11 protein-coding genes are annotated in these 13726 nt (G+C 55.3%); 6 read left to right on the top strand and 5 right to left on the bottom strand.

Features of this window, described 5'->3' with window-relative positions; genetic code table 11:
- Positions 1-8 precede the first annotated feature (8 nt).
- Together cobT and EDC90_RS01350 are read left to right on the top strand one after the other, a co-directional pair.
- Positions 9-1907 (top strand): cobaltochelatase subunit CobT, encoded by a 1899-nt coding sequence (cobT, locus tag EDC90_RS01355; RefSeq protein ID WP_132307730.1) that lies wholly within the window; start codon positions 9-11, stop codon positions 1905-1907.
- A complete protein-coding gene (locus tag EDC90_RS01350) occupies positions 1904-2872 on the top strand; it encodes an esterase-like activity of phytase family protein (protein ID WP_132307728.1) in 969 nt (322 codons plus the stop codon). The genes cobT and EDC90_RS01350 overlap by 4 nt, the downstream gene beginning before the upstream one ends.
- Here EDC90_RS01350 and EDC90_RS01345 read toward each other — a convergent pair.
- Positions 2865-3518 (bottom strand): TetR/AcrR family transcriptional regulator, encoded by a 654-nt coding sequence (locus EDC90_RS01345; protein WP_165972701.1) that lies wholly within the window; start codon positions 3516-3518, stop codon positions 2865-2867. The two genes, EDC90_RS01350 and EDC90_RS01345, sit on opposite strands and share 8 nt — an antisense overlap.
- A 135-nt stretch (positions 3519-3653) precedes the next feature.
- Between EDC90_RS01345 and EDC90_RS01340 the strand changes: the two genes are divergently transcribed.
- On the top strand, positions 3654-4196 hold the full coding sequence (locus EDC90_RS01340; protein WP_132307724.1) for a VOC family protein: 543 nt from the start codon (positions 3654-3656) through the stop codon (positions 4194-4196).
- Positions 4197-4333: 137 nt separating this feature from the next.
- On the opposite strand, the gene uxuA is transcribed toward EDC90_RS01340, so the two are convergent.
- From uxuA to EDC90_RS01320, 4 genes are all read right to left on the bottom strand, one after another.
- The gene (gene uxuA, locus EDC90_RS01335) at positions 4334-5491 is read right to left on the bottom strand and encodes a mannonate dehydratase (protein WP_132307722.1); all 1158 of its coding nucleotides are present in this window, start codon (positions 5489-5491) and stop codon (positions 4334-4336) included.
- 61 nt (positions 5492-5552) lie between these two features.
- Positions 5553-6320 carry an FCD domain-containing protein gene (locus EDC90_RS01330; RefSeq protein ID WP_132307720.1) on the bottom strand — a complete coding sequence of 256 codons (768 nt, stop codon included), beginning with the start codon at positions 6318-6320 and terminating at the stop codon, positions 5553-5555.
- A complete protein-coding gene (locus tag EDC90_RS01325; protein ID WP_132307718.1) occupies positions 6305-8113 on the bottom strand; it encodes a glycoside hydrolase family 2 protein in 1809 nt (602 codons plus the stop codon). Before EDC90_RS01325 ends, EDC90_RS01330 begins: the two co-directional genes overlap by 16 nt.
- A gap of 98 nt (positions 8114-8211) precedes the next feature.
- On the bottom strand, positions 8212-9207 hold the full coding sequence (locus EDC90_RS01320) for a TRAP transporter substrate-binding protein (RefSeq protein ID WP_132307716.1): 996 nt from the start codon (positions 9205-9207) through the stop codon (positions 8212-8214).
- A gap of 231 nt (positions 9208-9438) precedes the next feature.
- Between EDC90_RS01320 and EDC90_RS01315 the strand changes: the two genes are divergently transcribed.
- The 3 genes from EDC90_RS01315 to EDC90_RS01305 are packed head-to-tail and all read left to right on the top strand — an operon-like array spanning position 9439 to position 13701.
- Positions 9439-9999, top strand: a complete 561-nt coding sequence (locus EDC90_RS01315; RefSeq protein WP_132307714.1) for a TRAP transporter small permease — start codon at positions 9439-9441, stop codon at positions 9997-9999.
- A gap of 12 nt (positions 10000-10011) precedes the next feature.
- Complete coding sequence (locus EDC90_RS01310) at positions 10012-11322, top strand: TRAP transporter large permease (protein WP_207903818.1); 1311 nt, start codon at positions 10012-10014, stop codon at positions 11320-11322.
- Positions 11323-11328: 6 nt separating this feature from the next.
- Positions 11329-13701, top strand: coding sequence for a glycoside hydrolase family 31 protein (locus tag EDC90_RS01305; protein WP_132307712.1), 2373 nt, complete (start codon positions 11329-11331; stop codon positions 13699-13701).
- Positions 13702-13726: the final 25 nt, after the last annotated feature.

The following is a 13726-nucleotide window of genomic DNA, read 5'->3' as shown; positions in this document are numbered from 1 at the left end:
ATCATGTAATGGCTGGCCCCGGCGACAATCGCAAAACCAATCCGCACGCCCCGGTTGATCTGGAGCCACTGCACCGCTCTATCGGAGGTTGCGTGCGTGCTATCTCCGGCGAGGGCGAAACGGAAGTCGTTTTCTCGCGCGACAGACCCGGCATGTCCGGCAATCAGATCCGACTGCCGGAGTTCTCGAAACGCCCGACACAGAGCGAGCTTGCGGTTGTCCGTGGGCTCGGTGATTCCATGGCACTCAGAATGTCGTGCCATAATCCAGTCACCCATGCTCAGATGTCGCCCGGTGGCGCGGATGCGCAGGCGATTTTTGATGCCGTGGAGCAGGCGCGTATCGATTCCATCGGTGCGAAACGCATGCCCGGCATGGCGCGAAATCTGGCGGCGATGCATGCGGAAAAATACGACAAGGCTAATTTCGCGGCCATTGACCGGAAAGAAGACGCTCCCGTCTCCGAAGCCGTCGCCATGATGGTGCGAGAAAAACTCTCGGGCGAAAAGGCACCGGAATCTGCTGGTCAGGTTCTGGAGTTCTGGCGCGATTTCATCGAACAAAAAGCTGGCGTCGATATCGACAAGCTGGCCGAATCCATTGAGAATCAACAGTCTTTTGCACGCGTTGTGCGCTCGATGTTGTCGTCTATGGAACTGGCAGATGACTATGCTGAGGACGATCAGCAGGACGACGAAGAGGATGAAAGCCTTTCGGACGAAGATCAGCCGCGCTCGGAGCGTGAAAACGACGAGCAGGTTGAAGAAGAATCCGGACAGGATTCCGCCCCCGCCGAAGAAAGCGAAACGGCTGACGAAGAGCTTGACCAGGGCGAGCTGGACGGCGCCGAAGTGGCCGACACCGACCTTGATGAAGACGCTGATCCGGATTCCGAAGTTGCCGGTGAGACCCAGCGTCCGAACTCAGCCTTTGATGAGCTGAACGAGAAAATCGATTACCGTGTTTTCACACCGGAATTCGATGAAGAGATAACCGCAGAAGACCTCTGCGATCAGGAAGAATTGCAGCGCCTGCGAGCCCATCTCGACAAGCAACTGGCGCATCTTCAGGGTGCCGTCGGTCGGCTTGCCAACCGGATGCAGCGCCGTCTGATGGCCAAACAAAACCGGTCCTGGGATTTTGACCTCGAAGAAGGCTACCTGGACACAGCCCGCCTGACCCGCATGATCATCGATCCAATGCAGCCGCTCTCTTTCAAGATGGAGCGCGACGCGCAGTTTCGCGATACGGTCGTTTCCCTGTTGATCGATAACTCTGGTTCCATGCGCGGCCGCCCCATCACGGTTGCGGCGACCTGCGGCGATATTCTGGCGCGCACGCTGGAGCGCTGCGGTGTAAAAGTGGAAATCCTCGGCTTTACGACCAAAGCCTGGAAGGGCGGTCAGTCACGCGAGAAATGGCTTGAGGAAGGCAAACCGGCAACACCGGGCCGCCTCAACGACCTTCGCCATATCATCTACAAATCAGCAGACCAGCCATGGCGGCGTTCACGCGCCAATCTCGGCCTGATGATGCGCGAAGGCCTTCTGAAAGAGAATATCGATGGTGAGGCACTGATCTGGGCGCATGACCGGCTGATGAGTCGGCCTGAACAACGTCGTATTCTGATGATGATTTCCGATGGTGCGCCCGTTGACGACTCGACGCTTTCGGTTAATCCCGGAAACTTTCTGGAGCGGCACCTTCGGGCTGTGATTGAGCAGATCGAAACGAAATCGCCCGTCGAGCTTTTGGCGATCGGCATTGGTCATGATGTGACCCGTTATTATCGCCGTGCCGTGACCATCGTCGATGCTGATGAACTGGCAGGTGCGATGACAGACCAGCTCGCCGCTCTCTTTGAGGAACAGGCAGCCGCCGCGGCTAAAGGCCGCCGTCGCGGATGAAGCCTGCTGCCGCCTTTCTGGCTCTGATGCTTGCCAGCGTTCCGCTTCAGGTTCCGGCAGCAGACGCCACGGTCACGGCAACGCCAGTCCGCCAGTTTTCCGATGACAGTGCAACGGCACGATTTGGGCAACTTGAATTCCTCAGCGGACTGACCCTGACCTCCGCAAACCCGGATTTTCATTCTTTGTCAGCCACCCGCTTTTTGCCGGATGGCGAGACTTTTGTCGCGGTGGCAGATACCGGATACTGGATCGACGGAACAGTGACCCGCGACGCGCACGGCCGCCTGTCAGGGCTGACAAATGTCACGGTTACGCCGATGAAAAATGCAAACGGCGTCCACGCGGGAAAAAGCGGCATGGACGCCGAGAGCCTCGATATCAATGGCAACCGCATCCTCGTCGGTTTTGAAGGTCGGCACAGGATTGATCGGTATCCGCTCGGAAGACATCAAACCGCCGCTGCCTCCGAGGGCCCGGATTATCTGATCCCGTCTTTTGAACTCCGGAGCAATGGCAGTTTCGAAGCCCTTGCCACCAATCAGAGCGGGAAAACGGTGGTCATTGCCGAAAAGAGCATCGATACGGATGGCAATCTTTTTGCCGCGATTATCGAAGGCCCGAAGAAGGGACTTTTCAAGGTCGTCAAGCGGCAGGGCTTCGATGTCACTGACGCGGTATTCCTGCCTGACGGTGATCTTCTGGTGCTGGAGCGGCGTTTCTCGCTTCTTTCCGGCGTCGCGATGCGCATCCGCAAGATTGAGGGCGCGTCCGTAAGGCCCGGCGCTTTGGTCGATGGAAAAGTGCTTATGCAGGCCAATGGCCGCATGCATCACATCGACAATATGGAGGGCATTGACGTGATCGACGGGCCGGACGGCACCACACACCTGATCCTTGTTTCCGATGACAACGCCTCACCGCTTCAAAAAACGCTGTTGCTGGAATTCCGGCTGATCAACTGACAGGGCTTTGTCTGGCTGCGGGGGCGACCATGGCACGGATCATTTTCAACCCTTCAATATTCAGTCGCCTGGCTTCTTCCGGAGCAAGGTCGTCCCAGTTTTCCGCAAACCAGCCGTCTAGGGCACGACCTGCAGAAAATATCATCTCAACAATCATCGTGAGCGGAACATCAGAGCGGATCGCGTTCAGCATCTGACCAAGTTTCACATAATGTCCGACAGCCTCCCGAATATGGTTAAGCGGGCCATCAATTGCGCTTTCAGCTGACGGACCTTCATACATTGTCCGTCCCAAAGCGGCGAGACGCGGATCCGCGATCAGAAGGTCCGCAATCCTTGCAAAGGCATCATCAAGCCCCATCCAAAAGCTTTCGGCATCCCGAACATCCATCAGACCTGAAAAATCAACCTGGCTGATGAGTTCGCCGAGCGCTTTCTCAATAACGGCGCAATAAAGGTCGCCTTTATCGCGCACGTAGTAATACGCCTGCCCCTTGCTCACTTTTGCGGCCTTCAAGATCGCGTTAAATGAGGCGTCGGAAAAGCCATTTTCTGCGAAGGCAGAGGCCGCAGTTTCAAGCAGCAATGCTCTGCGTTCAGGTGCAAGCGACTCAAGCCTCTCAAGCGCGGTATGTCCTGAAGCCATTGGCCTTAAACTTTTTCTTTCCGACATTCTCTAACTTTCATTGCTATTTTTAGACCACCAGTCTAATATTTTGAGACAGCAGGAATGACGGGCATGCTCGACCACAAGTTCCTCAGATATGAAAGGAGATGACCGATGCGATGGCGTGGTGTCAATCATGTTGAATTCTCGGTAATCGATTACGAAAAATCGGTCGAATTTTACGACAAGATGTTTGGCTGGCTTGGCTACAAGAGTTTCTGGACCATGGATATCGGCTACCACTCGACTTATTACATGGCCCGATTTCCTTTTCCCCACAGCTATATCGGGATACAGCCCGCAAAAACCGGCGGAAAACTCGACCATGAAGCCCGGGCAACAGGCATCCACCATATTGCGATCTGGGCCAAAAATCGCAAGGAAGTGGACCGTTTTCATAGCGACTTCCTAACCCCGAACGCGGTTCCGGTAACCGAAGCCCCTGTCGAATACCCGGTCTATGCACCGGGTTATTACGCGGTTTTCTTTGATGATCCGATCAATGGCATCCACTGGGAACTGGCGCATATCCCTGCAATAGCCTCACCTGCATCCTACATGCGCACTATTCGTGCCTGGAAAGCGGCTGAGAGCCAGCATCCCGAATGGGCTGAATCGCAGTCAAGAAAGTACTTCCGAAAACTCCCCCGAACGTAAAAACCGGAGTGTCTATGCGACACTCCGGCTATCATTGCGGCGGATCATTTTGGCGTGAAAGCGACACGACGCGGTCGCTTTCAAGTCTTTTGTCTTATCGCCTCTTCAAGCCATATTTGAGGGGGAGGAGAATGGCTCTATCCGGCCGCGATGGCACGCGCAATACCGCGCACTTCTGCAAGTCCACGCAACCGCCCGATCAGCGGGTAACCCGGATTGGTCTTGCGTGTCTGGTCATCAAGAATGGCATGTCCGTGATCAGGACGGAACGGAATCTGAACGCCACGGGCTCTTTCAACTTCAAGCGCAGCCTTGACCACCGCAACCATATCGACATCGCCTTCAAGATGCGGTGCTTCATGGAAGCTCAGGCCATCTTCTTCACGCTTGGTCGCACGCAGATGCAGGAAGTGTACCCGCTCGCCATGCTTGCGCAGCATGGCAGGAAGATCGTTGTCGGCGCGCACACCATAAGAACCAGTGCAGAATGTGAAGCCGTTGGCCGGGCTTGGCACCTGCGAAACCAGGCGGTCCATATCCTCAACCGTAGAAACGACACGGGGCAAACCGAACAGCGGCCGTGGCGGATCATCCGGATGAATGGCGAGAACAGCACCGGCCTCTTCTGCCATCGGGGCTACGATCTCAAGAAAACGGCCAAGCTGATCACCGAGGGTCTTCGCATCGATCTCGTCATAACGGGCAAGCTGAGCGCGAAAATCATCAAGTGAATAGCTTTCTTCCGATCCCGGCAAGCCGGCCAGAATTGTGCCCACCAGCTTTTCAATATCAGCCTCCGACAGTGTTTTGAAAAGCGCTTCGGCTTTCCTGGCAACGTCTTCGCTGTAGTCAGATTCGGCACCCTTGCGCTTCAGCACGAAGAGATCAAAAACCACATAAAGCATATAGTCAAAGCGCAAAGCGCGCGCGCCGTCTTCAAGGGGATAGGACAAGTCTGTGCGCGTCCAGTCGAGAACCGGCATAAAATTATAGCAGATCGTCTTGACGCCCTGTCTGGCTAGGTTCTGCGCAGAAAGACCCCAGGTCTTTGCCAGCTCCTCCCAGCCGGGTTCTGCGGTCTTGATCTTTTCGTGAACAGGAATGCTCTCGACAACCGACCATGTCAGCCCGGCTTTTGCGATCATGTCACGGCGTGCCGCAATTTCATCTTCTTCCCAAAGCACACCATTGGGCAAATGATGCAGCGCCGTCACGATATCCGTGGCGCCTGTCTGGCGAACTTCAGCCAAAGAAATCGGGTCCTGGGGCCCGAACCAACGCCAGCTTTCCTTCATCGGTATTCTCCTGTCTCAATCCATGGCCGAAAGGCCAAATTCTTCACCGCGCTCAGCGCACCTATCCGACAATCCGGCCGAGTTCATCGGAGCCGAACACATAGCCATCGAAATTCGGGTCATCGACATCGGAAAGCGCCATCAGCGTTTCCCGCACATTCTGCAGGTGCTGCCACATCGCATGGCGCGCACGGGCTGGATCCTTCATCTGCAGTGCCTGCAGGATTTCGCTGTGATCAGACAGCCAGCGTTTACGGTAGTCGGTATCGAAGACCCGCGTGTGCAGTTGCGCCCACATGCGGCTCTTTTTACGCCGGTTCCAAAGCTCTTCGGCCAGATCCACAAGAACCGAATTCTGCGTTGCCTCGGCAATCAGCCGATGAAACAGCTCGTCGGCATCGTAGCCGTCATCACTGCCTTTACGGATTGCTGAACGCTCCAGTTCCAGCGCCTCGCGCATCCGGCGGATATCGCCCATGGAAACCATCTCTGCGGCAAAGGCAGCGATTGTTGATTCCAGAAGCTGACGGGCCTGCAGCAATTCAAACGGACCAATGTCGTCGGTCAGCTCATCGGCAGCGCCGGCATCCGGCAAAGTCTCATGTCGCGGCTCAGCCAGATAGATACCGGAGCCCTTGCGCACATCGACCAGACCTTCAAGCTCCAGTGTGATCACCGCTTCACGTACCAGCGAACGGCTCACTCCCAACTCTTCAGCCATCTGGCGTTCAGTCTTGAGTCGATCACCCGTCGCATAATCGGATCGCGCGATCAGGGCGCGGATTTCATCAGCAACTTCCTGATACCGGCGTTTTACGACCTCTCCCATTCTTCAGCCTCCCTGGCAGCCCGCGCGTGATAGAAAGACGCAAGAATATCAAAGGCTTCCTTTTTGGTGACCTTGTCGGCTGCGATTAGACCCTTGCGATTAAACCCACGCTGAAAGATGCCCTGACGGCGCTCTGTGCGAAAATCGTAGAGAATCCAGGGCGACATGCCTTTGACGAAATCAAGATCTTTCAGCGTTTCGATTTGCTTGCGATAAACCTCGGCCTGATAGGCCTCGGAAAACAGTCCGGTCTTGGGCCCCTGCTCGGTGATATCGGCATCGGCTCCGGTCTCAGAGACCACAACCGGGCGATCCGGCTGAGAGTTGGCCAGGATTTTCGGAAGCTCTGAGAAGTCTTCATCGTACCAGCCATAATATTCATTGATCCCGATGATATCGAGATACGCAGCCAATCGATCCTCAATCTTGAGCTTCTGGTGGTTGACGAGGCAGGCAGCAGCAATGAGGCGCGTCGGATCTTCTGACCGGGCAGTTTCGGCAAGCCCGCGCATGAAGTCGAGCCGCGCATCCGTATCGGCATTCTCATTGCCGACGGACCAGATGATGACGCTGGCACGATTGCGGTCACGTTTCACCATTTCCAGCAGCTGGTTGCGCGCATCGTTCTGCGTTGCAGGGTTTTCGAAGTCTATCGCCCAGTAGACCGGAATTTCGGTCCAAAGCAAAAGTCCCATTTCATCGGCCAGCTGAACAGCGCGCTCATGATGCGGATAATGAGCAAGCCGAACATAGTTGCAGCCCATTTCCTTTGCATGTTCATAACGACGCTTCAGATCATCTTCTGTAATAACCTTGCCAAGCTTGTCGTCGTCTTCATGAACGGAGATGCCGCGCAACCAAAGTGGGCGACCATTCAGATAAAGCTCACGACCTTTTCGCACGATCGTGCGGAACCCAACGCGGTCGCAAACCTCATCTTCTCCAGCCTTCACAATCACATCGTAAAGCTTCGGGTTTTCCGGCGACCAGAGCACAGGGCCCGCATTAATCACGGCTTCTCCATGCCCTTCATGAATGTCCACCTTCTGAGAAATGCCGAGTTCAGGGATTTCAACAGTGGCTGTCTCTGCTCCTTCAGCGTGGACAGACATTCTGATCTGCCGGTTCCGGCCTTCAGGACACAGATAGATGAAGAAATCCCGAATGACGCTTTCAGGCGTCTCAATCAAAGAGACCTCCCGATAAACACCGCCATAATTGAACCAGTCGGTATTGCGCATTGGCACACGATCGGTCGTACGCACGTTGTTGACGCACAGCATCAGCCAGTTGCTGCCATCTTTCAGCTTGCCGGTCAGCTCGGCGAAGAACGGCGTCGATCCGCCATAGTGATTGCCGACGAATGCGCCATTCAGAAAGACCTTGCAGTCATATTGCGCGGCACCGATGCGGAGAAAATAGCGTTTTCCGGGCGATGCCGAGAAATCAACGGGACGGGTGTACCAGGCGCTGCCTTCAAAAAAGTACCACTTTTCCTTCTGAACCTGCCAGCAGGATGGCACCGGCGTTGTCTCCCCCATGTAAGGGTCATAGTCCCAGGGTTCGTCACGCTCAGAAGGATCGGCGGGCAGCATCGCAAACCATTTCTGCCGCAGGCCGGTATCAAGAATATCAACGCAGAAATTCCAGTCTCCATCGAGTGACCGGCCCTTCCGGTCTCCCATGAAAATCATGGTCTCATGGTTCAGGTTCTGCGGATTGAAAGGTCGGTCATAATCCTCATCATGCAGAGCCGCGAGCGCGTTTTCCGCCAGTTCAGACCGTTCGAGCATTTCAATCCTCCACCAGAACAACTTTTGTTTTCGTTTTTTGCTGCGGTGACAGCCGCCGGAAAAAGGCGACCGTCATTTTCGATTATCAGGCGATGAGATTACTGACCGCCGTAGTTCTTGCCTTCTTCCTGAATGCGCTCAACCAGATCGGCAATAACAGGCGACTTGGAAGTAATTTCCTCATACATCGGCTGAACAGCTTCAACGAACGGAGCCTTATCGACCTCGTTAACCTCAACACCGAGCTGTTCCTGCATGTCGACCATGGCCTGCTCTACGATCTTGTCCCAGGCTTCACGGTGGAAACCAGCCGCATCAACAGCAGCTTCATGGAAGGCAGCCTTATCTTCATCGGACATCTGATCCCAGGCGCAGTTCGAAATCACAACAGCCGACGGAATCATCGTGTGCTCATCAAGCGAAAAGTGCTTGGCAACTTCGCCGTGACGTGCGGTGGTCATCGCGGTCGGATTGTTTTCAGCACCATCGACAACACCCTGCTGCAGGGCACTGTATAGCTCGCCCCAGGCAATCGGCGTCGGGCTGCCACCAAGCAGCTCAACCATGCGAATGGCAGACGGGCTTGGCTGAACACGGATTTTCATGCCCTGAAGATCTTCTGGCGTGTAGATTGGCTTATTGCCGTAAAATGAGCGGGCGCCTTCAACAAAGAACCCAATACCCTGAAATCCCTTATCATAGGACGAGTCGAGAATTTCCGTACCGATATCGCCGGTCAGAACATCGAAGAGGTGATCTTCATTCACAAAGAGGTAGGGCAGGTTCAGCGCCGAATATGCCGGTGCAAACGCTTCCAGCTCAGAAGCATTGCTCTTGGCCATATCGAGCGCGCAGCTCTGCACCAGTTCCATGGATTCGCGCTGGTTACCCAGCTGACCGTTCGGGAACACCTGAATGTCCCAGCGACCATCGGTCAGCTCGGAAAGGCGCTCACCCATGTACTGCATCGAAGCATGCAGGGGATGATCCGGCGGGTTGTTGTGATTCAGACGCAGCGTACGCGCTTCGGCCGAAGCGGCGAATGCGACGGCAGCCGCACCAGACACCAGAGCGAGTTTGGTCAAGACTTTCATATCTGTCCTCCCGGCACCTTTTCAATTCAGGAATAGTTGGATGCTTCAGCCGCCGTCTTCAGGTGCCAAGTTCGTGGCGACTGATTAAAAAGGTCGACCAATTTCCCACCCTTGTCAACCAAATTCACTAATTGGTTGACCAATTTTTTAAATTGAGGCAATCTGAAGACCATCAGCCGGGACTCTCGGGTCAGCAAGGGCTGCGTAAAAACAGACACAAGGGAGGGTCGGATGTCTGATAGTCAGAAACCCGACACGTTCAGCCGTATCGTAAACGGCATTGCCGGTGTTCTTGATGCTATACTTGGCGTCGTTATTGTCACCGGTTTCTCCGTCATGGTCGCATGTGTCGTCTGGCAGGTTTTCAGCCGCTATGTGCTTCAGACGCCATCGATCTATACAGACGAAATCTCGCGCTTTTTGTTTATCTGGCTGGCTCTGATCGGCGGTGCTTATACATTTGGCAAAGGCCGCCATCTGGCGATTGAATTGCTCTCCCCTGCCCTTTCCGGCTGGCGCAAGAAGCTTTCCGAACTCCTGGTACTCGTCATCATCGCGTTCTTCGCAATCATGGTGATGATGAAGGGCGGCGGCGGACTGGTCGCACGCACACTGGCCAACGGCCAGGTTTCACCGGCGATGCAACTGCCTATGGGCTACATCTATCTGGCTATTCCCATCGGTGGCGCGATCATCCTGTTTTACTGCATTCAGATGGCACTCAAGGTCATCAACCGGGATGATGATGTTGAAATCGGACAAAGCGAAGCCGCCGGCGGCCCGCTGGACTAAGGAGACAATAAAATGTTGATGTCTTACGCCCCTCTGGTCCTGTTCGGCAGCTTTGGTGTCCTGATGCTGATCGGCGTTCCGATTGCCTTTGCAATCGGTGTCGCAGCAGCACTCACCTTCATGCTGTTTGTCGGCTTTGACCAGTCGTTCTTTATCGTTGCCCAGCAGATGGCCTCCGGGCTTGATTCCTTCACCCTGCTGGCAATCCCGTTCTTCATTCTGGCAGGCAATATCATGAACCGCGGCGGCATCGCCCGCAGGCTCATTGATTTTGCCAAGGTGATCGGTTTCGCGCTTCCCGGTTCTCTGGCGCATGTGAATGTTCTTGCCAACATGATGTTCGGCGCGCTTTCAGGCTCGGCTGTTGCTTCGGCCGCCGCCGTCGGCGGCGTTATGTCGCCACTGCAAAAAAAGGAAGGTTATGACCCGGCCTACTCGGCAGCGGTCAATATCTCATCCTGCACCACCGGGCTTCTGATCCCGCCAAGCGCGACCTTCATTGTGTTTTCGCTGATCACCGGTGGCACATCGGTCGCAGCGCTGTTTGTCGCCGGTTATGTTCCCGGCATTCTCATGGGTTTTGGAATCATGATTGTGGCTGGTATCATCGCCAAAAAGCGTGGCTACCCGACCCAACCCCGTCCCAGCACCCGTGAGTTCGTCACCAAAGGCCTCGACGCCATCCTCCCGCTTGGCCTGATCGTCGTCGTCATGGGCGGAATCATCGCCGGTATTTTCACGGCGACTGAAGCCTCGGCCATCGCCGTCGTCTATACGCTGTTGCTGGCTTTCGTCTGGTATCGTGAAACCTCGATCAAGCAATTGCCATCCATCATTCTGGAATCAGCGGTCACCACTTCGGTCGTTCTCCTGATGATCGGCTGCTCGATCGCCATGTCACGCGCAATGGCCTTCGGGAACATCCCGAACATGATCTCCGACTATATGCTGAACCTGTCGGATAACCCGATCATGATCCTGCTGATCCTGAACGTCGTTTTGCTGGTTGTCGGCACGTTTATGGACATGACACCGGCCTTGCTGATCTTCACCCCGATCCTGCTGCCGGTTGTTGAAAAGCTCGGCATGGATCCGGTTCAATTCGGCGTCATGATGACTTTGAACCTTTGCGTTGGCATCTGCACACCACCTGTAGGATCGGCCTTGTTTATCGGTTGCTCTGTAGGCGAAACAACGATTCCGAAAGTGATCAAACCACTGATCCCGTTCTTCCTGACGCTGCTCGTTGTACTGATGATGGTCACGTACATTCCCGCAATCAGCCTGTCGCTGCCGCGCTGGCTCCTTGGATATGCAGGGTAAGATACAATGCGTACACTGAAAAACTGGGTACTTGCCGACAAACACGAAAACGGCATTCGCCTGACTGTCGATGACAGACACACGCTCGAAGTCACCGTGCTGGAGGAGGCCCTTTTCAGGGTCTCCCTCAAGAAAGACGGGCAATGGCGGCTGGATCGCACATGGTCTGTGGCACCAACTGAAGACGTCCCTTTTGAAGGCCGCTCCCGTGACGATTTTTCAGGCTTCACACGACCAGCCTTCAGCCTCGAAGAAGGTGAAGCCATCACGCTGTCGACAACGACGCTGCGGCTGATTATTGAACAGCCGCTGACCATGCGCTGGGAAGCAAAGCAGGCAGACGGCAACTGGCGGCTTGTGGCCGAAGAGCGCCCTACCGGCGCTTACATGCTTGGCATCCGTGACCATCGCAACAGCCACTTTCTTCTCAGAAAGCCCGGCGAAAAGGTCTATGGGCTTGGTGAAAAGGCGGGAAATCTGGAGCGCTCAGGCCGTCGCTTCGAGATGCGCAATCTCGATGCAATGGGCTATGACGCCAAATCGACCGATCCGCTTTACAAGCATCTGCCAGTCACACTGACGGCCACACCGGATGCTGGTGCCTTTTCGGTTTTTTATGACAACCTGTCGTCCTGCTGGTTCGATCTCGGTAACGAGTTCGACAACTATCATAAGCCGTTCCGCGCCTATCGCGCGCTCGACGGTGACCTTGACTATTACTTCGCATGGGCACCGGAGCTCATCGACCTAGTAAAGGGTCAGACCAAACTCACCGGCGGCACGGCCTTCATGCCGCGCTGGGCACTGGGATATTCTGGCTCGACGATGGCCTATACCGATCGTCCAAACGCACAGCAGGAGCTTGAAGGTTTTCTGTCGAAACTCTCCGAGCACGACATTCCCTGCGACAGCTTTCAGATGTCTTCGGGCTATACCTCCATCGGCCCCAAACGTTACGTCTTCAACTGGAATTATGAAAAGTTCCCGTCCGTTGAGACCATGTCGGAAAAGTTCTCCGATGCCGGGCTGACGCTGATCGCCAATATCAAACCGGCACTTCTGCAGGACCATCCGCGCTTCGACGAAGCTCTTGCAGCCGGTCTGTTCGTCAAGGACAGCGAAGAAGACACCTATGCCGATGCCGTTTACTGGGATGATTCCGGCGCGCATCTCGATTTCACCAATCCGGATGCCGTCAACTGGTGGAAAGCCGGTGTAACCGAACAACTGCTGAAAAAAGGTATCGCCTGCACCTGGAACGACAACAACGAATACGAAATCTGGGATGACGAAGCCCGCTGCCATGGTTTTGGCCACGAAATTCCGATTTCCGTTATTCGTCCACTGCATTCCATGCTGATGAGTCGTGCCTCGCTGGAAGCACAACAGGCTTTCAGTCCGGATCACCGGCAGTACCTGATTTCGCGTGCTGGCTGCCCCGGCATTCAGCGTTACGTTCAGACATGGACCGGCGACAATTACACGCGCTGGGACACGATCCGCTACAACATCCGTATGGGACTGGGCCTCTCGCTTTCCGGCATCTATAATGTCGGCCACGATGTCGGTGGATTTTCCGGCCCGAAACCGGAACCAGAGCTTTTTGTCCGCTGGGTGCAAAACGGGATTTTCCACCCGCGCCTGACGATCCATTCGTGGAACGATGACGGCACGGCCAATGAAGCCTGGATGTATCCTGAAGTGCTGCCGCAGATCCGCGCGGCTCTGAACTTCCGTTATCGTCTGACACCCTATCTCTACACGCTGACATGGCTGGCAACGGTCGATCACGAACCGATGATCCGCCCGACCTTCCTGGATCACCCCCGCGATCTGCGCACCTATGAGGAAACCGACGACTTCATGCTTGGGCGTGATCTTCTGGTGGCCAATGTCGTGGAAAAGGGTGCAACCGGGCGCACCGTTTACCTGCCGGAAAACGAAACAGGCTGGTGGGATTTCTGGACTGGCGAATATTATATGCCTGGCTCGGAAATCACGCTTCCTGTGACACTCGACAGCATGCCGCTGTTTGTTCGTGCCGGAGCAATCATTCCGCTCAGTGAAGGCGCAAACCGTGCCAACGCTGCAGCAGACGTGAAACGCACCTTTGCCGTCTTCCCGGTTCCAGGCGCATTTACGGCTGACAGCACTCAGTATGAAGATGATGGCGACACAATGCGCTGGAAGGATGGTGATTGCCGGGTGATGCGTTTCAAGCTCTCGGGCAACACCGACAGCCTGACGCTTACCACGGCCAGCGAAGGCAGCTACAAGCCGCCCTACAGCGAGGCCACATTCATCCTGCCCTATGGCGAAAAACGTGTGCTTGAGGTGAACGGCGAGCCTGCTTCGAACGACGTGTCTTTGCCGCTCTGATTGCGGCAAGCATCTTCCGGCCTCC

The organism is Martelella mediterranea, from assembly GCF_004342225.1.
GTDB classification, from domain to species: domain Bacteria; phylum Pseudomonadota; class Alphaproteobacteria; order Rhizobiales; family Rhizobiaceae; genus Martelella; species Martelella mediterranea_B.
The sequence above is the reverse complement of the archived record's forward strand: the minus strand, read 5'-3'. Positions and strand labels throughout refer to the sequence as shown.